Source organism: Thermus sp. 2.9 (assembly GCF_000794385.1).
In the GTDB taxonomy this organism is placed as follows: domain Bacteria; phylum Deinococcota; class Deinococci; order Deinococcales; family Thermaceae; genus Thermus; species Thermus thalpophilus.
Genome location: NZ_JTJB01000049.1, coordinates 1 through 19455, shown reverse-complemented (window position 1 = coordinate 19455; position 19455 = coordinate 1). Strand labels below are relative to the sequence as shown.

The following is a 19455-nucleotide window of genomic DNA, read 5'->3' as shown; positions in this document are numbered from 1 at the left end:
GGCGGTCCCGTTGACATACATACACGACACGTATAGTGTTTCTGGCGCATCTACCTTTTCGTTACAATACGCTAACGCATCCGGGCGTCAAAGGTCCGCGTCATTGTTGCTAAGTTCTAGTCAGTACCTAGCGACCATTAAAAGCGTGTTTCTAACCCCCGCCACCTTAAACCTCGTCTTTGATTCCGGCCAGGAGTTTACCAAGGACAGCTTACATAAACTCTTCATCGGCTATTGGGGAATCACTTGGGGGCCGTGATGGTGCCTACCGTGCGTGCCAGAAGCCTGGTCCTTCCCCCTGCGACTCCCACTCCTCAACCCGGGGCCACCGTAGCCCCGGGGGCCCGTAAATCCTTTCACCACGTGGCGGGGGAAGTGAAGGGCACTGGGGTGCGCTACGGTGATCTGAACGCCTTCGCGTGGTACTACGCTGGCGGCTACCTGACCCTAAACCGAGGCAGGAAGCGCATCAGTAGGACCTTTAGGGGGGCCGAAGATGCCAAGCGCAAGATCCAATAAGGCCCTGGTCTTTTTAGGCCTCCTGGGTGGGATAGCCCTCCTGGCAGGCGCTGGAAGGGCCGGCACGGCCAGGGCCACCAAGCCCGGGGGCTCCTCCTCCCCAACGCCGGACTGCCCCTACCCTCCCCCGGGGCCCCCGCCCTTGGACAAGGACCGGTGGAGCTTGATTGACCGCATTTATGCTCGCATTTCGGAAGTCAACCCCGCCCTGGCCCGGCAGTCCTGCGGGGACTGCGGGGGGCGGAACCTGGCCCAGATCGTGGCCGGGGCCCTGGCCCAGGCGGAAGGGATGGGGGTGCCCCCGGACCTCGTGGTGGCCCTGGCCCGGCGAGAGTCCTCCTTCAACCCCCACGTGGACCGGGTGGCGTACGCCCTCCAGATCAGCAGCAACGGGGCCACCTGCGCCTCGGGGTCCGAGATCGGCCCGCTTCAGGTCAAACCCTGCGCCTTCCGCCAGGTGGGCATGGACCCCACCCTCCTCCTCAACATGCCCATCCCGGCCCGGGTGCAGTACGCCACGGCGGCGGGGATCCGCTATCTGGCCTGGCTTCGGGGGCAGTTCCACACGTGGTGCGATGTCCTGCACGCCTACAACCGGGGGCCCACCGCCTACCGGAGGGGCGAGCGCAACGACGCGTATGTGGGCCAGATCCTGGCCTGGGCGTCTGAGTATTCGGAGCTAAGGGTATGAGCAGGATTCCATGGGGCATCCTCATCATGTTCGCCGCCCTTGGTGCGGCCTTCGCCCTGGCCGGCCTTTCCTGGTGGCTTTTGTTCCTGGCGGGCCTTTCCCTGTGGCTGGCAGTGGTGGAGTGCTGGGCTGTGCGGCGCACGGGCCTCACCATCTCGGGGCAGTTTGTGGCCTGGGCGAAGCGCCACCCATGGGCGGCCGGAGCCGTGGCGGCCCTCCTCGGGGCGGCGGTGGGGTATCTCATTTACCACCTGGCCACCGGCTATTAGGTGTTGTGTAGGTGTCAAAGGTCAATCCCCCGGGTAGCTAGGCCCGGGGGATTTTCCCTTGCGCATCGTGGTGGGCGATGGTGGACTTGAACCACCGACCTCACGCTTATCAGGCGTGCGCTCTGACCAGCTGAGCTAATCGCCCCCGCACGCAGGTATTAGCATAGCGCAAGGTGTCCTTTGGTTCAAGCCCGCGCCACGGCTTACAATGGAAGCCGTGAAGATCTACACCAAAACCGGTGACGCCGGGGAAACGGGCCTTTATGGGGCCGAGCGGGTGGTGAAGGCCCACCCACGGGTGGAGGCCTACGGCACCGTGGACGAAGCCAACTCCGCCATCGGCCTGGCCCGGAGCCTCCTGCCCGGGGAGCACCTGGACCTGCAGGACCTATTGGAGCGGGTGCAAAACGCCCTTTTTGACCTGGGGGCGGACCTGGCCACCCGCATGGGAAGCCCCTACGAGAAAAACATCGCCCGCATGGACGCCCAGGACGTGGAAGCCCTGGAAAAGGCCATTGACCGCTACATGGAGGAAAGCCCCCCTTTCACGGGCTTCATCCTGCCCGGGGGGCACCCCGCGGCCGCAGCCTTGCACCTGGCCCGCACCGTGGTGCGCCGGGCCGAGCGCAAGGTGGTGGCCCTAAGCCGGGAAGAGCCCGTGAACCCCGAGGCCATCCGCTACCTGAACCGGCTTTCCGACCTCCTCTTCGTCCTGGCCCGGGTGGTGAACGCCCGCACGGGGGTGCGGGAAGAAGCCTGGCTCGTCAAGAAGCGGCGTTAAGGCCAGGGCTTGCCGTAAACCCGCACCTCGGCCCCGGGGAAGGCGGTCTGCAAAAGTTCCTTTAGGAAGGAGGCGGCGGAGGGCAGAAGCCCGCCGCAGGGACCCTCCATGTAGAGGAAGAGGTAGCGGGGGCGCCGGGGGGACTGGGAAAAGCCCAGGCACCCCTCGTACTCGGGGAAGTACTCGTAGAAAAGCTCCAAGAGGTCTTGCACCAGGTCCTTGGCCTCGGGCAAAGCCCCGATGGAGCTTTCCGGCTTCACCCAGAAGGTCATGGCCTTCATCCTCCTCCCATTATGGGCGTTGACGGGAAGTCAGGGTGTGATATCATATCGCTATATGATTGAAGTCATCCAGTTGACCAAGCGCTACCGCACCCACCGGGCGGTGGAGGGCCTATCCTTCCGGGTGAACCCCGGAGAGGTCTACGCCCTCCTGGGGCCCAACGGGGCGGGCAAGACCACCACCTTGCGGGTCCTGGCCACCTTGGTGAAGCCCACGGCGGGCACGGCCCGGGTGGCGGGGTTTGACGTGGGAGAAGCCCCCTTGGCGGTGCGCCAGCGCCTGGGCTTGGTGAACGGGGGGATGCGGGTCTACGACCGCCTCACCGGGCGGGAAGTCTTGGCCTTTTTCGCCGGTTTTTACGGCCTTCAGGGCCAAGCCTTCCGCCAGGCCCTGGACTGGGTCACGGGGCTTTTGCAGATGGAAGAGGCCCTGGACAAAAAGGTCATGGAGATGTCCACGGGCATGCGGCAGAAGGTGGTCATCGCCCGGGCCATCCTGCACCGCCCCCCCGTCCTCCTCCTGGACGAGGCCACGGCGGGGCTGGACATCTTCGCCCGGCGGGCCCTTTTGGACTTCGTCAAGGCCTACCGGGACCTGGGGAACACCTTGGTCTACTCCACCCACGTGATGACGGAGGCGGAGGAGGTGGCGGACCGGGTGGGCTTCTTGCACCAGGGCCGCCTGGTCTACGAGGGCACCAAGACCGAGGCCCTAGCCCTGGGCCAGGGGAGCCTGGAGCGGGCCTTCATCCAGGCGGTAAAGGAGGCGGCGTGAAGGGGATCTACCGCATCCTCTGGAAGGAGCTTGTCCAGGTCTTCCGGGACCGGAAGCTGGTCTTCTCCACCTTGGTGCTGCCCGTGTTCCTCATGCCCGTCTTCATGTTCGGGCCGAGCCTCCTCCTGAACCGCCTCATGCAAGGGGCGGCGGAAAAGCGGCAGGAGGTGGCAGTGGCAGGCCTCCCGGAAGAAGCGCTTTCGGCCCTGCGCCAGGCCAACCTGGCCCCCGTGGCCGTGGAGGACCCGGAAGGCGCGGTGCGGGAGGGGAAGTACCCCGCTGGGGTCTTGTACCAGGAAGGTGTCTATAGGGTCTACGCCCGGCTTTCCGGGGGGCTCACGGAGGGCCAGGTGGTGGCGGGCAGGGTGCAAAGCGCCCTGCAGGCCCTCAAGGAGGCCAAGGTGGCCGAGGTCCTGGCGCGGCGGGGGATGCCCGTGGAGGTGCTCCAACCCTTTCGGGTGGAGGTTCAGAACGCTTCCCCCGAGCGGGAACGGGCCGGGGGGCTTTTGGGGTTCCTCCTCCCCTTTTTCCTGGTGGTCTTCGTCCTTTCCGGGGGGCAGGTGGTGGCGGTGGACGCCACGGCGGGGGAGAAGGAAAAGGGGACCCTCGAGGCCCTCCTCATGGCCCCCGTGCCCCTATGGCAGATCGCCTTGGGGAAGACCCTGGCCACGGTGGTCATGGCCCTCCTTTCCGGGGTGGCGGGGCTTTTGGGCCTAGCCTTGGGCGGGGCCTTGGCCGCCCGCTATGGCGGGGGGATCCTGACGGAAACGGGCCAGGTGCTGGACCTGGGCGGGCGGGTGGTCCTGGACGGGGCGAGCTTCGTGGCCCTTTTCCTCTCCGCTTCCCTCCTCGCCCTCTTCATGGGGGCGGTGATGGTGGGCCTCGGGCTTTACGCCAGGAGCTACAAGGAAGCGCAAAGCTACCTGGCCCCCTTGCAACTCGTTGCCCTCTTGCCCCTCCTTTTCCTGCAGTTTAGGGGCTTCTTGGAGCTGGAGACGTGGCACCACCTCCTTCCCCTTTTCAACGTGGCCCTCCTCATGGACGCCCTCCTCAAGGGAACCGCCACCCCCGCGCAGGCCGCTTTGGCCTGGGGGTCCACCTTGGTTTACGCCGCCTTGGCCCTGGGCTTTTCCGTGCGGGTCTTCGCCCGGGAAGAGGTGGTGTTCCGGAACTAGAAAGGAGCAAAGATGCGTGAGGTCAAGGAGTTTCCGGCGTGGCGGGTTAGCGGCTTCTTGGGTCTTTTCCTCCTCCTCCTGGCCCTCCTGTGGTTCGGGTGGGCGGGGTACGGCTTGGTGCGGGAGCGGGAGCTCGCCTACCTTTGGCACCTCCTTCCCGCTCTCCTCACAAGCGGCCTCCTCCTGGCCGGCCTCTTCACCCTGCAGCCCAACGAGGGGGCGGTCCTGGTCTTCCTGGGGCGCTACGTGGGGAGCGTGCGGGAGGAGGGCTTCCACTTCGCCAACCCCCTGGCCGCAAGGCGGCGGGTTTCCCTGAGGGTCCACAACTTCACCTCGGACCGGCTCAAGGTGAACGACGCCCAAGGCAACCCCATTGAGATCGCCGCCGTGGTGGTCTGGCGGGTGGTGGACACGGCCAAGGCCCTATTCCAGGTGGAAAACTACGAAGCCTTCGTGGCCATCCAGGCGGAGGCGGCCATCCGCGCCCTGGCGAGCCGCTACCCGTACGATGCCGAGGGGCGCTCCCTTAGGGGCAACCCCGAGGAGGTGGCCGAGGAGCTCAAGGCCGAGGTGGAGGAGCGGCTACGGGTGGCGGGGGTGGAGGTCCTGGAGGCCCGGATCACCCACCTGGCCTACGCCCCCGAGGTGGCCCAGGCCATGCTTCGGCGGCAGCAGGCCCTGGCGGTGATCGCGGCGCGGAAGCTCATCGTGGAAGCGGCGGTGGACATGGTGAAGGAGGCCTTGGCGGGCCTCGAGGCCCATGGCCTGGGCCTGGACGAGGAACGCCGGGCGGCCATGGTGAACAACCTCATGGTGGCCCTGGTGGCCGAGGCCCAGGCCCAGCCCGTGGTGAACGTGGGCACCTTGTACACCTGAAGGAGCGGGGTGAAGGAGGAGAAGAAGCGGTTTTTGTTGCGCCTGGACCCGAGGCTCTACCGGGTCTTGGAAAAGTGGGCCCAGGACGAGCTCAGGAGCGTGAACGCCCAGATAGAGTACCTCCTGAAGGAGGCGGCCAAGAAGGCGGGGAGGTGGAAGGATGCGGATGGAGGCGAAACGGGAGGCGAACCCTAGGCGGCTTCGCCCGGTGGAGGCCAGGCGGGTAGAAGGGGCCTTGCTTCCCAAGGACGGGAGGGAGCTTTTGCCAAACCCTTTGGACCCCACCCGGTGGACGCCATGAAGGCCATCTACTGGGTCTACGGGCTTTCCTGGGGGCTTTTCCTCGCCTATTACCTCCTTGGGGGCAGGTGGGGGAGCCCCTCTTGGGAAAACGCCGTCTTCGGGTTCCTCTACATGTGGGTCCCCGGGCTTGTGGCCCTTTATTTCGCCCGAAGGGAAGGCCTGAGGCTTCCCCTCTCCCCTAGGCCCAACCGCTACTGGCTTTTCGCTTGGCTGTTCCCCGTGGGCCTCACCCTCCTCTCCCTCCCCTTAAGCCTCCCCTTTGGGGCCTGGAAGGGCTTGAAGGGCCTCCTCCCCCCGGAGGCCCCGGCGCTTCCGGAAGCCGCCCTTTGGGCCCTTCTTCTCCTCCAAGGGCTCCTGGCCGGGGCCACGGTGAACCTCTTGGCCGCCTTGGGGGAGGAGCTTTTTTGGCGGGGCTACCTCTGGGAAAAGCTCCGGGAGCGGGGCTTCTGGCCCGCCAGCCTGGAGATCGGCTTTTATTGGGGTCTCTGGCACGCCCCCTTGGTCCTCGCCGGGCACAACTACCCCAAAGAGCCCCTTCTGGGCGTCCCCATGACGATCCTCTTCACCCTCCTCCTCACCCCGGCCCTCCTCCACGTGCGGGAGAAGGGGGGATCCATCCTGGCGGCGGCCCTCCTCCACGGCACGCTAAACGCCGTGGCGGGGCTTTCCTTGGTGGCGGTGGAAAGGACGCACGACCTCCTGATAGGGGTGGTGGGGCTCCCCGGGTTCTTTCTCATGGCCCTCTTCAACCTCTGGCTTAGGAGTCGGGTATAGTCAGGAGGATGCGCTTTTTGGTGCTCACCGGGCTGTCCGGGGCGGGGAAGACCACGGCCAAGGGGTTTTTGGAAGACCAGGGCTACTTCATGGTGGACAACCTCCCCCCAAGCCTCTGGAAACCCCTTCTGGAGGAGCTTTCCGCCCGAGGGATGGAGCGGGCTGGGGTGGTGCTGGACGCCCGGGCTCTCCCCTTCTTCGCCGAGCTGGAAGGGGCCTTGGCGGAGCTTAGACCGGTGGTGGTCTTCCTCGAGGCCCGCCCCGAGGTGCTCCTAAGGCGCTACAACCTCACCCGCCGCCTCCACCCCCTGGGGGCGGGGAACCTTATGCGGGAGATAGAGGAGGAGCGGAAGGCCTTAGGGTGCCTCAGGGGCCTAGCCCACCTGGTCCTGGACACCTCCGATCTCTCCCCCCGGGCCCTCAAGGAAGCCCTGGTGCGCTTCTTGGGGGAGGAAGCGGGCTTTACCTTGCGCCTCCTCTCCTTCGGCTTTAAGTGGGGGCCGCCTTCGGAGGCGGACCTGGTCCTGGACGTACGCCCCTTCCCCAACCCCCACTACGACCCCGCCCTCAAGCCCAAAAGCGGCCTGGACCCTGAGGTGAAGGCTTACGTCTTCCGGGAGGACCTGGAGGCCTACTACCGCGCCCTCCTCACCGTGGCGGGCTTGGCGGCGGAGGGGGCGAGGGCGGAGGGGCGGGCCTTCTACACCGTGGCCGTGGGCTGCACGGGGGGAAGGCACCGGAGCGTGGCGGTGGCGGAGCGGCTGGCGGAGGAGCTCTCCGGGCGCTTCCGCGTGGAGGTGACCCACCGGGATGTGGAAAAGGAGGCTTAGCCCCCCCTCCTTGCGCTGGCTTTACCCGGGGATGCGGGTGAAGCGCTTCGCCCTCCTCGCCCTCCTCGGGGTCCTCCTCTTCGGGGTGGGGCTCGCCGAGCTCCTGCCCACCTTGGGCCTCGGGGGCCCATGGCCCTGGGGCCTCCTTTTCGGGGGGCTTCTGCTGGCCGTCCTAGGAATATGGGCCATGAACCGGAGCATGCTCGCCGCCTTCACCGAGCCCGAGGAGGTGCCGGAGAGGGTCTACGTGCGCCGACGGCTGGAACGGGGCCCCAAGGTGGTGGCCTTCGGCGGGGGGACAGGGCTTTCCCGGGTGCTCAGGGGGCTTAAGGAGCACACCGTCCACACCACCGCCCTTGTGGCGGTGACGGACGACGGGGGCTCCACGGGGCGGCTTCGCCTCTCCTACGGCCTGCCGGCGGTGGGGGATTTGGTGGACTGCTTGGCCGCCCTCTCCGATCACCCCGCCCTGCCCGAGCTCCTCGCCCACCGCTTTGACCGGGGGGAGCTTAAGGGGCACACCTTCGGCAACCTCTTCCTGGTGACCCTCTTTGAGGCCTCGGAGGACTTCGCCGAGGCGGTGCGGAGGGCCAACGCCATCCTGAACCTGAGGGGCCAGGTCCTCCCCGCCACCCCCGAGGCGGTGCGCCTGAAGGCCCGCTTCCAGGACGGGGGGGAGGTGGTGGGGGAGGTGGCCATCCGGGAAAGGCGGGGGCGGATCCGGGAGGTTTTCTTGGAGCCCGAGCCCGAGGCGGTGATGCCGGAGGCCCTGGAGGCCATCGCCCGGGCGGAGCTTTTGGTCCTGGGCCCGGGAAGCCTCTACACCAGCGTGATCCCAAGCTTCCTGCCCAAGCCCCTTCAGAAGGCGGTGCAGCAGGCCAAGGCTCCCTTGGTCTACGTGGCGAACCTCATGACCGAGCCCGGGGAGACGGACGGCTACACCGCCTACGAGCACTACAAGGCCGTGGCCTACCACCTGGGGCGGAGGCCCGAGGTGGTCCTGGTGCACACCGCCCCCATCCCGGAGGAGGTGCTGAAGCGCTACGCCGCCGAGGGGCGCCACCCCGTGACCTTTGACCCCCGGCCCTTCGCCGCCGATGGGGTGCGGGTCCTCACGGGGGACTTCCGCGAGGAGGGCCCCTTGGCCCAACACGACCCCAAGAAGGTGGTCCAAGCCCTCCTGGGCCTGGTATAAAGGTGGGCGTGCTTTTCCTCTTCCAAGACCCCTTGGGCGATGACCAGGGCCTGGCCTACCTCTACCCCCGGGCAACCCTTTTCCGGGAGGCGGGGGAGGGGTACGCCGACCTCCTGGCGGTGGCGGGGGAGGACAGGGGGGAACTGGTCCTCAAGGTGCGCCTCGCCCGCTACCCTAACCCCCTGGAAGGCCCCCTGGGCTTCAGCCTGGCCACGGTGGTCCTCTGGCTGGACACGGAAAAAGGGGGCGAGGAGACCCTCCTCCCAGGCCTCACCACCCCCCAAGGGGAGGGGTGGGAAGTGGCCTACGTCCTCACGGGCTTCGGGGCGGAGAAGCGCACCCCGGGGGGCGGACGGGAGGCGGTGCGGGCTTGGCGGGAAGGGGAATGGGTGGCCGTGAGCACGGGGCTTCCCCCGGGGCGGTACGGGGTTTACGGGGCGGTGGGGCTTTTTGACCCCTTCGCCCCCTGGTACCTGCGGCCTGCGGGCGGGGAAGGGGGGCCCTGGACCCTGGGCGCCCCCCCAGGAAGCCCCCCGGTGGTGGACCTTCTGGCGGAAAGGCCCTTGGAGCAGGTGGAGGCCTACCAGAAGGGGGTTCTCAAGCCCCTTCGGCCCCAGGGCTTCGCCCTGAGGTGGGAAAGCCTCCTGGCCTTTGCCCTGGGAGGGGTTTCCCTCCTCCTCGCCTTTCTCCTTCGGCGCTAAAGGGGCCTCAGGTCCTCCAAGAGAAGCCACCCCACCCCGGGGGGAAGGGCCTCGAGGCAGGCTCCTAAGAGCCTCGCCGCCTCCTCCGCCACGGGCCTTAGCGCCTCAGGGGGGTCCTCCGTGAGGAGGAGGAGGGTGAGCTGGTGAAAGCGCTGGGTGTGGGTGGGGGTGCCGTCCTCAAAGAAGGGGAGGGGTGGGGGGACCTCGTCCAGGAGGAGCCTCGCCCCCAGGACCTCCTCGGGGAGGAGGGCCTTCAGGTCCAAGGAGGCCTCCTTGGGGTGCCAGAGGTATCCCTGGAAGAGCCGAACCGCCTGCACAGGCTAATCGTAAAGGTAAAAGCGGGGAAGGCGGCGGGAGAGGTGGACCGCCACCTCGTAGGGGATGGTGCCCCGGGCCTCGGCCCAGGCCAGGAGCCCCGTGGGGCCGAAGTCGGGGGAGAGGACCTCAAAGACCGCCTCCAGGCCCACGGGCCCGGGGAGGAGGACCGTGGTCTGGTCCATGGAGATCCGCCCCGCCACGGGGCAAAGAGCCCCGGAAGGCCCCCGCACCCAGGCCACCGCCCCCCGGGGAAGGCCGTCGGCGTAGCCCACGGGCAGGGTGGCGAGCCACTCCCCCCCTCGGGCCACATACTCTCCCCCGTAGCCCACCCGGTCCCCCGCCTTCAGGCGCTTCACCAGGGTGGGCCGGGCGAGGAGGCGGAGGATGGGCTTCAGGCCGAAGCCGGGGACGAGGCCGTAGAGGGCGAGCCCCACCCGCACGTTCTCCCCGCCGTGGAGGAGGAGGCCCAAGGAGTTTTCCAGGTGGTAAAAGTACCCCTCCCCAAGGGCCTTCCGCACCTCCTGGAAGCGGCGGCGCTGCACCTCCACGAAGGCAGCATCCTCCCCCGCGGTGGCCAGGTGGCTGTAGACCCCCTCCACCCGGATGCCCAAGGCCTCCACCGCCCTTAGGGCAGGGAGGGCCTCCTCCCAGGGGAAGCCCACCCGGTTCATCCCGGTGTCCACCTTGAGGTGGGCCCGGGGCGTGAGCCCCAGGGCCCTCGCCCGCCCCGCCAGGGCCTCTGCGGCCTCGAGGGTGGAAAGGGTAGGCGTGAGGCCCCACCTAAGGGCCTCCTCCGCCTCCAAGGGGTGGAGGCTTCCCAGGAGGAGGACCTCCCCCTCCACGCCCCCCTCCCGCAGGGCCCGCCCCTCCCCCACCGCGGCCACCGCCACCCGCCGCGCCCCCTTCTGGAAAAGGAAGCGGGCCAGGGGCAAGGCCCCGTGGCCGTAGGCGTCCGCCTTGAGGACGGGGATCACCTCCCCCTTTGCCCTTGCGGAAAGGAAGCGCCAGTTGGCCCAAAGGGCCTTTAGGTCCACCTCCATCCAGGCCCTTGCCTCCACAAGGGCCATGTTAATCCTCCAAAAGCCCCACGAAGCGGTGGGGGTCGGGGTCCAGCTTAAAGCGGCGGCGGTCCAGGCGGGAGAGAAGCTCGGCGAGCCGCTCCGTGCTCCCCTTCAGGAGGAGGTGGTAGACGTATAGCCCCTTCACCCGGGGCACGGGGGCCGGGGCAGGCCCCAGCACCTCCCCCTCCCGGGCCACCCCCTTTAGGGCCTCCAGGAGGGCGTAGGCCTCCGCCAAGGCCCGCTCCTCCTTGCGGTGGGCCACCTCCAGCTTCACCATGCGCACCTTGGGCGGGTAGTCCAGGGCCTCCCGCAGGGCCTTCTCCGCCCAGGGGAAGGCCTCCACGCTCCCCTCCAGGAGGGCTTCGTGGGCGGGGTGGTCGGGGTGGTAGGTCTGGAGGGCAAGGAGGGGTCTCCTGCCGGGGCGAAGCTCGGTGAGGGCCCAAAGGAGGCGGTGGTACCGCTCCGCCGCCCGGAAGTCCGCCTCCAGCAAAAACCCCTCGGCGTAGGGCAGGAGGACGAGGGCGAGCTCGGGGAGGACGGGACCCCTGAGGAGGGCCGTGGTTCCCACCACCACCCCCGGAGCCCCTTGGAGGAGGGGAGTAAGGTCGTCCCGGGCGTCCTTGGCGTAGCGGTAGACGGGAAGGCTAAGCTTATGCCGCAACACTTCCTGGAGCCACTCCAACCCCGGGCCCTTGGGCTCCAGGAGGGTGGAGCCGCACACAGGGCAGAGGGCGGGGGGAGCCTCCTCGTGGCCGCACTGGTGGCAAAGAAGCCTCCCCTTCCCCCCCTTGTGGTAGCGCAAGGGGAGGGCGCAGTCGGGGCAGGTGGGCTTGTAGCCGCAGTCGGCGCAGAGGAGGAGGGCGCTATACCCCTTGCGGGCGGCGAGGACCAGGGCCTGCCGGCCCTTTTCCTCCACCTGCCTGAGGAGCGCCCAAGCCCGCCCCGTGAGGGGGAAGCCCTTCTCCCGCCTCAGGTCCAAGAGGAGCAAGCGCGGCTTGGGCACGGGAAAGGTGAGGCCCGGCCGCTCCAAGACCTCCACCGCAGGCACCAGGGAAAGGTAGGTGAGGGGCACCCCCAAAAGCCTCGCCCTAAGCTCCGCCAAGGGGGGGATGAAGGCCCGGGTGCCGGAGGGAAGTTTGTAGCTTTCGCTTCCCTCCTCCACCACCACCAAGGAGGCGGGGGTGAAGGGGAGGAGGAGGCCGGGGTAGGTGGCGAAGACGACCCCGCCCGGCCTCCTAAAAAGCGCCTCCCGCTCCCAAAGGGGAAGCCCCCCGTGGTAGGGCCTGGCCTCGGGGAAGTATTCCAAAAACCTCTCCAAAAGGCTCATCTCGGGAAAGAGGACCAGGTGGTCCCCCTCGGCCAAAAGCCCCTTCAGGAGCCGCACCCGCTCCCCAAGCCGCCCCCCGTTCACCCGCCCGGGCCGCTCGGGGAGGAATAGGGGCGCCACGTCCTTCCCTTCCCGAGAGGGGGGAAGGGGAGGGCCGTAGCCCACATACCCCTCGGCCAGAAGCCGCTTCACCCGCCCCACCCCCACCCCCGCCGCCCGGGCCAGGGCGGCGAGGCTTTCCGCCTGGCCGAGGGAGTGAAGGGTCTGGAGCACCCGGTTGAGCTCCGGGTCGGGGTGGGCCTCCTTGAGGGGCCTTAAGACCCTCTTTCCCTCCTTGAAGGCCACCTCCTCCTCCAAAAGCCCGGCCTCCCGTAAGGGGTCCAAAAGCTTCGGGTCAAACCCCTTGGCGTCTTGCCAGGAGGTTAGGGCCTCGAGGCCCTTGGGCAGGAGGCCCGGGTCCGCCCCCGGGTAGAGCCGCACCCGGTGGCGCACCTTGGGGAAGGGGGAAGGAGGTCGGCCAGGACCTGGCCCAGGGGGCGAAGAGGTAGCGGGCGGCCTCCTCCAGGAAGAGGATCTCCTCCGGGCGCAGGTAAGGGCCCTGGTCCAGGTAGGCGATGGCGTGGCGGAGGGCGTGGGAGGGCCTTCCCCCCCTTCCCCCCTCCCCCCACCACCACCCCCGAGCCGCACCTCCCCCCGCCAGGGCACCGCCACCCGCCGCCCCAAGGCCTCCTCCCCCTCGGCCCCCAGGGGGGGCAGGTAGCTCATGGGGGGAAGGGAAGGGGCAAGGCCACCTCTAGGACCCGCATATGGGCCTAGCATAAGGGGGATGCGCCTGGCCGTCCTCCTCTCCGGCGTGGCCCTTTACAGCGCCCTCTACGCCGTGGTCCCCCTCCTACCCCTTTTGGAAAGGCTCCACCACGCCCCCCCGGGGGCGGCGGGGCCGGGCATGGGGCTTCCCCTCCTCCTTTTGGTCCTCCTCTCCCCCCTGGTGCCCCGCTTCCCCTGGCCGGCGGGCGCCCTACTGGGCGGGGGGCTTCTCCTGGTGGGCCTGGGCGGGGTTTTGGGAGCCTTGAGCCCAAGCCTCTTCCTCTGGACCCTCTCCCGCCTCCTCCAAGGGGTGGGGGCGGCCTTGGTGCCCGCCTTGGCCATCGCCCTGGTGCCCCTCCTCTACCCCCAGCGGGCCTTGGAGATGGCGGGGCTTTACATGGCGGGCAACGTCCTCGGAGGGGGGTTGGGCCGGGTCATGGCGGGGCTTTTGGCGGAGGGGCTTGGGGTGCGGGGGGCCCTCCTTCTCCTCTCCCTCCCCGCCCTTCTCCTGGGCCTTCTCGTCCTCCGGGCCCCCGCCGCCCTTCCCCCCCTGGGAAGGCCCCGGTACGACCTAACGGCCTTCCCCCTCTACGCCGTGGGGGCTATTCTCCTCTTTTTGAACCTCTTCCTCGCCAACCTACTCCCCTACCGCCTCCTGGAATGGGGCTACGGCCCCGGGCAGGTGGGTTTGGTCTACTTGGCCTACCTCTGCGGCATCCCGGGAAGCGCCCTTTCCGGCGTCTTGGCCCGGCGGTTTGGGGCGGTGGCCACCTTCCGCCTGGCCTTCGCCTTGGCCTTAGGGGGGATGGGGCTTCTCTTCCTCCCCCCGCCCCACCTGGTCCTGGGCTTCGTCCTCCTGATGGCCGCCCTCTTCACCGCCCAAAGCCTGGCCTCGGGGGCGGCGGGGCGAAGGGGGGCGGGGGTGAGCGGGACCTACGTGGCGAGCTTCTACTTGGGCGGGACCCTGGCGGGCCTCCTCTACCCCTTTTTTCTTCACAACTTTCCCCTGGCGGTGGGGGTGGGGATGGCCCTGGGCGCCTTGGCCTTTCTCCTGGCCCCCGTGCGCTAAAACCAGGGGTTCGCCTTACGCTTCTTCCCGGCGGCTGCGGAATACGAGACGGAAGGGGATTTCCTTAAGCCCGAGGTCTTCGCCGATGCGGTTTTTTAGGTAGTTCTCAAAGGCGCGGGTGACGAACTCGGGGTGATTGACGAAGAAGACGAAGGTGGGCGGGGCGACTTCCGGTTGAGTGGCGTAGAGAATCTTTAGGGGCTTGCCCTTGAAGTTGGGCATCTGCACCTTGGTGGTCCAGACGCTGACGAAGCGGTTGAGCTCCGCCGTGGGGATACGGGTGTGGTTGAGTTCGTGAAGGCGCGCCGCCTCACGGAAGATCTTGTCCAGGTTTTGCCGGGTGAAGGCGGAGGTGAAGACCCGGGGCAGGTGCTCCAGGTGGACGAGCTTTTCCTTAAGCTCCCGGCGGACCTTGGGCGCATCCTCCTTGGTCACCAGGTCCCACTTGGTGATGACTAGAAGGGTGGGTTTGCCCTTTTCCATGGCGTGGTTGGCGAGCTTCAGCTCCCGGTCGCCCACCTGGAAGGGGTCAATCACCAAAAGGGCCACATCCGCCTCCTCGAGGGCCCGAAGGCTCCGCTGGATGGCGAGCTCCTCCACCAGGCTTTCCGGGCGCTTGCGGATGCCGGCGGTGTCCACCAGGATGAAGCGCTGGCCGCCGAAAAAGAACTCCACGTCTATGGCGTCCCGGGTGGTGCCGGGCTCCTCGGAAACGATCACCCGCTCTTCCCCCAGGATGGCGTTGAGCAGGCTACTCTTGCCGGCGTTGGGGCGGCCCACGATGGCCAAGCGGATGGCCGCCACCTCGGGCTCGGTGTCAATCTGCTTGACGGGGAGTTTCTGCCAGATGGCTTCCAGAAGGTCGTCCAACCCCCGGGCGTGTTCGCTGGAGGTGGGGATGGGGTCGCCAAACCCCAGGGCGTAAAGGGGGCCCAGGTAGGCCTCGTGCTTGGGGTCGTCCACCTTGGTGGCCACCAGGATCACGGGCTTTCCCTTTTTGCGCAGGTATTCCGCCACCTCGTAGTCCGCCGGGGTTAGCTCGGCGCGGCCGTCCACGGCGAAGAGGACCACCTCGGCGTCCTGAAGGGCTTTGTCCACTTTTTCTTGGATTTTTTTCTCCCACCGGTCTCCCGACCAAAGCCCTCCGGTGTCCACCAAGAGAAAGCGCCCCTTTTCCGCTTCCACCACGCCCTCTTTGAGGTCGCGGGTGACCCCGGGCACGTCGGCCACCACCGCGCTCCGCTTGCCCAGGAGGCGGTTGAAAAGGCTGGATTTGCCCACGTTGGGCCGGCCTACGATGACGACTTTGTGCATCTTTACCCCACGAAAGAGGGGTGGGAAGCCCCCACCCCGCCTTTTTCCAGTTTACCATAGGGGGTATACTTCTTGGGATGCAGAGGATGGCGGGTTGGGTACTCCGGCGGCTTGGGTGGCGGTACCACATGCCTCCGCCCCCAGAGGGAAGCTACGTGCTCATCGGGGCGCCGCACACCTCCAACTGGGACTTTTTCATCGGGATCCTGGCCCTTTGGGCCTTGGGGATCCGTGCCCGGTGGCTCGGCAAGAAGGAGCTTTTCCGCCCTCCCCTGGGGTGGTTTTTGCGTTTTCTGGGGGGCATACCCGTGGACCGATCCAAGCGGAGCAACCTGGTGGACCAGGTGGCGGAGATCCTGAAGCGGGAAAAGCTAGCCGTTCTCATCACCCCCGAGGGCACCCGAGGGAAGGCCCCCTACTGGCGCACGGGCTTTTACTATATGGCCCTAAAGGCGGGGGTGCCCATCGCCTTGGGGTACGCCGACTTCCGCCGGAAGGAGGTGGGCATCGGGGGGTATCTTTACCCCACGGGGGACTTGAGGCGGGATTTTGCGGAGATCCGCGCCTTTTACCAGGACAAGGTGGGCCTGAGGCCGGAAAAACAGGGGCCCATCCGCATTCAGGAGGAGGCGGAATAACCGGGACTTGCTTTTTAAAGGGGCAGCCTTAGAATGGGCGCATGGAACAACCCACTCCTGTTTCCGATACGGAGCGGACTTGGGCGGCGGTGGCCCACTTGGCGCCTTTGGTGGGTTACTTCGTTCTTGTCGGCCAGATTTTGCTGCCCTTGGCTATCTTCCTTTGGGGGCCTAAGACCCCCTTTGTGCAGGACCATGCTAAGGAGGCTTTAAACGGCCAAATCAGCTACACCCTGTATGGGCTGGCTTTGTTCCTCTTGGCAATTACGGTGGTTGGTGTGTTCATCGCCGTGCCGCTCGGTCTGGCACTCGTGGCGGTTGCTTTATGGAACATGATCCAAGGAGCTTTGGCCGCTGGGCGAGGCGAGGTTTACCGATACGTACTCATTCTGCGCCTTGTGCCTTGACCTCTAGAACCACCACTGCCAAGGCCATGCCCCGCTCGTGGCTGAGGGTGAGGTGGGCGCGGAGGCCCTCGTTCTGGAGTTCGGTCCGTAGCCCCGGCGCAAACCGCAGCACGGGCCGCTTTCCCTCTAGCCCCACCCAGACGTCCCGCCAGGAAAGAGGCCTGGGCCAACACTTCTGAAAGGCCTCCTTGGCGGCCAAGCGGGCGGCGAGGCTTGGGGCGGGGTCCCGGTGGGCGAGGGCGTAGGCTAGCTCTTCCTCGGTGAAGAGCCGCTTTAGGATCCTTTCCCCGTGGCGTTCCAGGAGCTTTCGCACCCGCGCGATTTCCACCAGATCGGCGCCCACGGCTTGGATCACGGGACTAGTCTACCGCCTTGAGGGGAAGGGCTTGCCCGTGCTAGGGTACACGGGTGTTGCCGAGGGCTTTCCTTTCCCGCATGGCCGAGCTTTTGGGGGAGGAGTTTCCCGCCTTCCTCCGGGCCCTCACCCAAGGGGAGAGGACCTACGGGCTTCGGGTGAACACGCTGAGGCTTTCCCCAGCGGACTTCCTAAGGATTTCCCCCTGGCCTTTGGCCCCCATTCCCTGGTGCCCCGAGGGGTTCTACTACCCCGAGGAGGCCCGGCCTGGCCCTCACCCTTTTTTCTACGCCGGGCTTTACTACATCCAGGAGCCGAGCGCCCAGGCGGTGGGGGTGCTCTTGGACCCGAAGCCGGGGGAGCGGGTCTTGGACCTGGCGGCGGCCCCGGGGGGGAAGACCACGCACCTGGCGGCGAGGATGCGGGGGGAGGGGCTTCTCCTGGCCAACGAGGTGGACGGGAAGCGGGTGTGGGGGCTCCTGGAAAACGTGGAGCGTTGGGGGGCACGCCTGGGGGTGACCCAGGCCCCACCACGGGCCTTGGCGGAGGCCTTCGGCGCTTACTTCCACCGGGTGCTTTTGGACGCCCCGTGCTCGGGGGAGGGCATGTTCCGCAAGGACCCAGAGGCCATCCGCCACTGGGGGCCCTCCGCTCCCAAGCGGGCGAGCGAGGTGCAGAAGGCCCTTCTGGCCCAGGCTGCCCGGCTGGTGGGACCGGAGGGGGTCTTGGTTTACTCCACCTGCACCTTCGCCCCCGAGGAAAACGAGGGGGTGGTGGCCCACTTCCTGAGGGCGCATCCCGACTTCCTTCTGGAGGATGCCCGCTTCCACCCCCTTTTTTCCCCCGGGGTGCCGGACTGGGGGGACGGCAACCCCGAGCTGGCCAAAACCGCCCGGCTCTGGCCCCACCGCCTTCAGGGCGAGGGCCACTTCCTCGCCCGCTTCCGGCGGCGAGAAGGCGCTTGGGCCACCCCCAGGCTGGAGCGGGTTCCACCCCTTTCCCAAGAGGCCAAGCGGGTGCTTTCCGCTTTTTTGCAGGAGGCGGAGCTATCCCTGGAGGGGCCTATCCTGGAGCGGGCCGGGCACCTCTACCTCCTGCCCGAGGGGCTTCCATCCCTGGCGGGGCTTAAGGCCCCGGCCCCAGGGCTTTACCTGGGCCTGGCGCAAAAGGGGCGCTTCCGCCCCGCCAAGGCCCTGGCCCTGGCCTTCGGGGCCACCTTGCCTTGGCCGAGGCTTCCCCGGCTGGCCCTAGCGCCGGAAGATCCCAGGGCCCTTGCCTTCGCCACGGGGGAAGAGGTGGGGTGGGAGGGGGGAGACGTGGCCTTGGCCTTGGTGGTGCTGCGGACGGGGGTGGGGGAGTTCCCTTTGGACTTCGGCAAGGCCAAGGGAGGGGTGCTACGGCCCGTGGGGGTTAGGCTTTGACGGACCGGTCTCCTAGATGCATTGCTGTTTCCCAATGTCCTGGAGGGCATAAGAGGCTTTTTCTGGGAGCTTTGGGACGCGGAATACTTGGGCGTCAAATTTCCTCTGTTTGCCGTCCGTAGTAGTATAACCCAAGTTGCCACCTATTCTCTGCCTTGAGGATGCAAAACAGACTTGACCGCTATACACCTCTTGAGGTAGACCCAACCCCATGACCCTGCGCGAGGCACTGGCCCAAGTCCCCGACCCCCGGGGCAAGAACCGGCAATACCCCCTGTGGGGTCTGTTGGCCCTCATCCTCCTGGCCTTCCTCTGCCGCGTGGATTCCCAGAACGTGTTTGCCCTCGGGCAAAGCAGTCGCGGCGTGGCCCGCTTCGCCCGCGCCAACCCGCACCTCCTGCCCCACCTGGGCCTGCGCAAACCCCCGGGGCACTACGTCCTCACCTCCCTCCTCCCCCGCCTGGACCCCGAAGGCCTGCAAAAGGCCCTCCTCTCCCTCTTCCCCGAAGCCCAACTGGATGGGGTGTGGGTGGTGGACGGGAAGACCCTAAGGGGGAGCCGCAAGGGACCATCCCCCCAGGTGCGCCTGGTGGAGGTCTTGGCCTTGCACCTGCGGACCACCCTGGCCCAGGCCCAGGCGGAGGGGAGGGAGGCGGAGGCCCTGAGGCGGCTTCTGGCCTCCTTGGGGGCGGAGGACTTGGTGGGGAAGGTGGTGGTGGGGGACGCGGGGTACCTGTACCCGGAGGTGGCGGAGGCCATCCGGGAAAAGGGGGGGATTACCTCTTGGTCCTGAAGGGGAACCAGAGGGGGCTGTTGGGGTGGGCGGTGGAGGTGTTCCGGGGGATGGAAGGGGGGCGGCTGCCCGGGGAGACGGAGGCGGCCTGGAGGGTGGAGCGGGACGGGGAGGTGTGGCGGTACCGGGTGTGGGCCTCCCCGTACTTGCCCGAGGGGATGCGGGCCTTTCCTGGGGTGAAACAAGTGGTGCGCCTGGAGCGGGAGGTGATGCACAAGGGGACGGGGGAGGTGCGGCGGGGGGTGAGCTATGCCCTGACGAGCTTGGGGGCGGAGGTGGCGGACGCGAGGCGGTTAGGGGAGCTTTTGGTGGGGCGGTGGGGGATAGAGAACGGCTCCTTCTGGGTGCGGGATGTGCTTTTGCGGGAGGACGGGTGCCAGGCGCGGGGTGTGGCGGCCTGGGTGTTGGCGGTGCTGAGGGGGTACCTGGTTTCCCTTTTGCACCGTAAGGGGGTGAGGGGGAAGAAGGCGGCCCTGGAGGTCTTCTCCTTCCATCCCCTCTCCGCCCTCAGGTTCCTGGGGCTCTATGCGGAATAACGGTCAAGTCTGGGCAAGCCCACAACCCCTGGGCTTGCCTTGCAAACTTCGTGTACGGTATACATCCTAGCGCCATGGGCAAGCGCGGCTTTCCCCGGTGAGAGCCGAGTCCCAAAGAGGTCCTCACCCACGGTACCGCGGGGGGGAGGAGGTGCGGCGGGTGCGGGGGCATAGCCGGCTCCTGGCCCTGGTGCGGTGGGAGCGGGGGAGGAAGCTCCTTTGGCCCTTTGGGGGGAGTG

The 19455-nt window shown here is 67.5% G+C and carries 23 protein-coding genes, 1 tRNA gene and 1 pseudogene; 18 read left to right on the top strand and 7 right to left on the bottom strand.

What is annotated here, in order from left to right:
* Positions 1-496: 496 nt before the first annotated feature.
* Together QT17_RS12105 and QT17_RS12100 are read left to right on the top strand one after the other, a co-directional pair.
* Positions 497-1210: a transglycosylase SLT domain-containing protein gene (locus QT17_RS12105; RefSeq protein ID WP_235283923.1), complete on the top strand. Its 714-nt coding sequence runs from the start codon at positions 497-499 to the stop codon at positions 1208-1210.
* A complete protein-coding gene (locus QT17_RS12100; RefSeq protein WP_039460326.1) occupies positions 1207-1479 on the top strand; it encodes a hypothetical protein in 273 nt (90 codons plus the stop codon). Before QT17_RS12105 ends, QT17_RS12100 begins: the two co-directional genes overlap by 4 nt.
* A 68-nt stretch (positions 1480-1547) precedes the next feature.
* On the opposite strand, the gene QT17_RS12095 is transcribed toward QT17_RS12100, so the two are convergent.
* Positions 1548-1624: transfer RNA gene (locus QT17_RS12095), tRNA-Ile, on the bottom strand.
* A 72-nt stretch (positions 1625-1696) separates the two neighbouring features.
* On the opposite strand from QT17_RS12095, the gene QT17_RS12090 reads away from it, so the two are divergent.
* Complete coding sequence (locus QT17_RS12090) at positions 1697-2260, top strand: cob(I)yrinic acid a,c-diamide adenosyltransferase (RefSeq protein WP_039460325.1); 564 nt, start codon at positions 1697-1699, stop codon at positions 2258-2260.
* Here QT17_RS12090 and QT17_RS12085 read toward each other — a convergent pair.
* Positions 2257-2541 carry a hypothetical protein gene (locus QT17_RS12085; RefSeq protein ID WP_039460323.1) on the bottom strand — a complete coding sequence of 95 codons (285 nt, stop codon included), beginning with the start codon at positions 2539-2541 and terminating at the stop codon, positions 2257-2259. The two genes, QT17_RS12090 and QT17_RS12085, sit on opposite strands and share 4 nt — an antisense overlap.
* 55 nt (positions 2542-2596) lie before the next feature.
* On the opposite strand from QT17_RS12085, the gene QT17_RS12080 reads away from it, so the two are divergent.
* From QT17_RS12080 to QT17_RS12045, 9 genes are read left to right on the top strand one after another with little or no spacing between them, the layout of a single operon-like run.
* A complete protein-coding gene (locus QT17_RS12080; protein ID WP_039460322.1) occupies positions 2597-3316 on the top strand; it encodes an ATP-binding cassette domain-containing protein in 720 nt (239 codons plus the stop codon).
* The gene (locus QT17_RS12075) at positions 3313-4491 is read left to right on the top strand and encodes an ABC transporter permease (protein ID WP_039460320.1); all 1179 of its coding nucleotides are present in this window, start codon (positions 3313-3315) and stop codon (positions 4489-4491) included. The genes QT17_RS12080 and QT17_RS12075 overlap by 4 nt, the downstream gene beginning before the upstream one ends.
* Before the next feature lie 12 nt (positions 4492-4503).
* A complete protein-coding gene (locus tag QT17_RS12070) occupies positions 4504-5367 on the top strand; it encodes an SPFH domain-containing protein (RefSeq protein WP_039460318.1) in 864 nt (287 codons plus the stop codon).
* 9 nt (positions 5368-5376) lie between these two features.
* Positions 5377-5562: a hypothetical protein gene (locus tag QT17_RS12065; RefSeq protein ID WP_039460316.1), complete on the top strand. Its 186-nt coding sequence runs from the start codon at positions 5377-5379 to the stop codon at positions 5560-5562.
* Complete coding sequence (locus tag QT17_RS14780) at positions 5534-5668, top strand: hypothetical protein (RefSeq protein ID WP_255347468.1); 135 nt, start codon at positions 5534-5536, stop codon at positions 5666-5668. Before QT17_RS12065 ends, QT17_RS14780 begins: the two co-directional genes overlap by 29 nt.
* Positions 5665-6444 carry a CPBP family intramembrane glutamic endopeptidase gene (locus QT17_RS12060; RefSeq protein WP_039460338.1) on the top strand — a complete coding sequence of 260 codons (780 nt, stop codon included), beginning with the start codon at positions 5665-5667 and terminating at the stop codon, positions 6442-6444. The genes QT17_RS14780 and QT17_RS12060 overlap by 4 nt, the downstream gene beginning before the upstream one ends.
* An 8-nt stretch (positions 6445-6452) precedes the next feature.
* Positions 6453-7274 carry an RNase adapter RapZ gene (gene rapZ / locus QT17_RS12055; protein WP_039460314.1) on the top strand — a complete coding sequence of 274 codons (822 nt, stop codon included), beginning with the start codon at positions 6453-6455 and terminating at the stop codon, positions 7272-7274.
* Positions 7255-8469: a gluconeogenesis factor YvcK family protein gene (gene yvcK / locus QT17_RS12050; protein ID WP_052155214.1), complete on the top strand. Its 1215-nt coding sequence runs from the start codon at positions 7255-7257 to the stop codon at positions 8467-8469. The genes rapZ and yvcK overlap by 20 nt, the downstream gene beginning before the upstream one ends.
* Before the next feature lie 8 nt (positions 8470-8477).
* On the top strand, positions 8478-9170 hold the full coding sequence (locus tag QT17_RS12045; RefSeq protein ID WP_039460334.1) for a glucodextranase DOMON-like domain-containing protein: 693 nt from the start codon (positions 8478-8480) through the stop codon (positions 9168-9170).
* Here the strand turns inward: QT17_RS12045 and QT17_RS12040 are convergent.
* The 3 genes and pseudogenes from QT17_RS12040 to QT17_RS14925 all read right to left on the bottom strand — a co-directional run bounded on the left by QT17_RS12040 (position 9167) and on the right by QT17_RS14925 (position 12682).
* Positions 9167-9487, bottom strand: a complete 321-nt coding sequence (locus QT17_RS12040) for a DUF3208 domain-containing protein (RefSeq protein WP_039460312.1) — start codon at positions 9485-9487, stop codon at positions 9167-9169. The genes QT17_RS12045 and QT17_RS12040 overlap by 4 nt on opposite strands.
* Before the next feature lie 3 nt (positions 9488-9490).
* The gene (gene alr, locus QT17_RS12035) at positions 9491-10555 is read right to left on the bottom strand and encodes an alanine racemase (RefSeq protein WP_039460310.1); all 1065 of its coding nucleotides are present in this window, start codon (positions 10553-10555) and stop codon (positions 9491-9493) included.
* Position 10556: 1 nt separating this feature from the next.
* Positions 10557-12682, bottom strand: a pseudogene (locus QT17_RS14925) (primosomal protein N').
* Positions 12683-12702: 20 nt separating this feature from the next.
* Here QT17_RS14925 and QT17_RS12025 point away from each other — a divergent pair.
* Positions 12703-13752, top strand: a complete 1050-nt coding sequence (locus QT17_RS12025; RefSeq protein WP_039460309.1) for an MFS transporter — start codon at positions 12703-12705, stop codon at positions 13750-13752.
* 15 nt (positions 13753-13767) lie between these two features.
* Here QT17_RS12025 and der read toward each other — a convergent pair whose 3' ends face one another.
* Positions 13768-15066, bottom strand: coding sequence for a ribosome biogenesis GTPase Der (gene der / locus QT17_RS12020; protein ID WP_039460307.1), 1299 nt, complete (start codon positions 15064-15066; stop codon positions 13768-13770).
* Positions 15067-15143: 77 nt separating this feature from the next.
* Between der and QT17_RS12015 the strand changes: the two genes are divergently transcribed.
* Together QT17_RS12015 and QT17_RS12010 are read left to right on the top strand one after the other, a co-directional pair.
* Entirely contained in the window at positions 15144-15704 is a 561-nt protein-coding gene (locus tag QT17_RS12015) for a lysophospholipid acyltransferase family protein (RefSeq protein WP_039460332.1), read from the top strand.
* A 41-nt stretch (positions 15705-15745) separates the two neighbouring features.
* Positions 15746-16111 carry a DUF4870 domain-containing protein gene (locus QT17_RS12010; protein ID WP_039460305.1) on the top strand — a complete coding sequence of 122 codons (366 nt, stop codon included), beginning with the start codon at positions 15746-15748 and terminating at the stop codon, positions 16109-16111.
* Here QT17_RS12010 and acpS read toward each other — a convergent pair.
* Complete coding sequence (gene acpS / locus QT17_RS12005; protein ID WP_039460303.1) at positions 16089-16466, bottom strand: holo-ACP synthase; 378 nt, start codon at positions 16464-16466, stop codon at positions 16089-16091. The two genes, QT17_RS12010 and acpS, sit on opposite strands and share 23 nt — an antisense overlap.
* A 53-nt stretch (positions 16467-16519) precedes the next feature.
* Between acpS and rsmF the strand changes: the two genes are divergently transcribed.
* The 3 genes from rsmF to QT17_RS14590 all read left to right on the top strand — a co-directional run bounded on the left by rsmF (position 16520) and on the right by QT17_RS14590 (position 19216).
* Entirely contained in the window at positions 16520-17887 is a 1368-nt protein-coding gene (rsmF, locus tag QT17_RS12000; RefSeq protein WP_039460302.1) for a 16S rRNA (cytosine(1407)-C(5))-methyltransferase RsmF, read from the top strand.
* A gap of 211 nt (positions 17888-18098) precedes the next feature.
* Complete coding sequence (locus QT17_RS14595) at positions 18099-18680, top strand: transposase family protein (RefSeq protein WP_039460300.1); 582 nt, start codon at positions 18099-18101, stop codon at positions 18678-18680.
* A gap of 20 nt (positions 18681-18700) precedes the next feature.
* Positions 18701-19216 carry a hypothetical protein gene (locus QT17_RS14590; protein ID WP_039460330.1) on the top strand — a complete coding sequence of 172 codons (516 nt, stop codon included), beginning with the start codon at positions 18701-18703 and terminating at the stop codon, positions 19214-19216.
* The last annotated feature ends 239 nt before the right edge of the window (positions 19217-19455 follow it).

Coding starts and splice junctions, on each gene's coding strand:
- QT17_RS12105 (WP_235283923.1), top strand. CDS start 497: ATGCCAAGCGCAAGATCCAATAAGGCCCTGGTCTTTTTAGGCCTCCTG.
- QT17_RS12100 (WP_039460326.1), top strand. CDS start 1,207: ATGAGCAGGATTCCATGGGGCATCCTCATCATGTTCGCCGCCCTTGGT.
- QT17_RS12085 (WP_039460323.1), bottom strand. CDS start 2,541: ATGAAGGCCATGACCTTCTGGGTGAAGCCGGAAAGCTCCATCGGGGCT.
- QT17_RS12080 (WP_039460322.1), top strand. CDS start 2,597: ATGATTGAAGTCATCCAGTTGACCAAGCGCTACCGCACCCACCGGGCG.
- QT17_RS12070 (WP_039460318.1), top strand. CDS start 4,504: ATGCGTGAGGTCAAGGAGTTTCCGGCGTGGCGGGTTAGCGGCTTCTTG.
- QT17_RS14780 (WP_255347468.1), top strand. CDS start 5,534: ATGGAGGCGAAACGGGAGGCGAACCCTAGGCGGCTTCGCCCGGTGGAG.
- QT17_RS12060 (WP_039460338.1), top strand. CDS start 5,665: ATGAAGGCCATCTACTGGGTCTACGGGCTTTCCTGGGGGCTTTTCCTC.
- rapZ (WP_039460314.1), top strand. CDS start 6,453: ATGCGCTTTTTGGTGCTCACCGGGCTGTCCGGGGCGGGGAAGACCACG.
- yvcK (WP_052155214.1), top strand. CDS start 7,255: ATGTGGAAAAGGAGGCTTAGCCCCCCCTCCTTGCGCTGGCTTTACCCG.
- alr (WP_039460310.1), bottom strand. CDS start 10,555: ATGGCCCTTGTGGAGGCAAGGGCCTGGATGGAGGTGGACCTAAAGGCC.
- QT17_RS12025 (WP_039460309.1), top strand. CDS start 12,703: ATGCGCCTGGCCGTCCTCCTCTCCGGCGTGGCCCTTTACAGCGCCCTC.
- der (WP_039460307.1), bottom strand. CDS start 15,066: ATGCACAAAGTCGTCATCGTAGGCCGGCCCAACGTGGGCAAATCCAGC.
- QT17_RS12015 (WP_039460332.1), top strand. CDS start 15,144: ATGCAGAGGATGGCGGGTTGGGTACTCCGGCGGCTTGGGTGGCGGTAC.
- QT17_RS12010 (WP_039460305.1), top strand. CDS start 15,746: ATGGAACAACCCACTCCTGTTTCCGATACGGAGCGGACTTGGGCGGCG.
- QT17_RS14595 (WP_039460300.1), top strand. CDS start 18,099: ATGACCCTGCGCGAGGCACTGGCCCAAGTCCCCGACCCCCGGGGCAAG.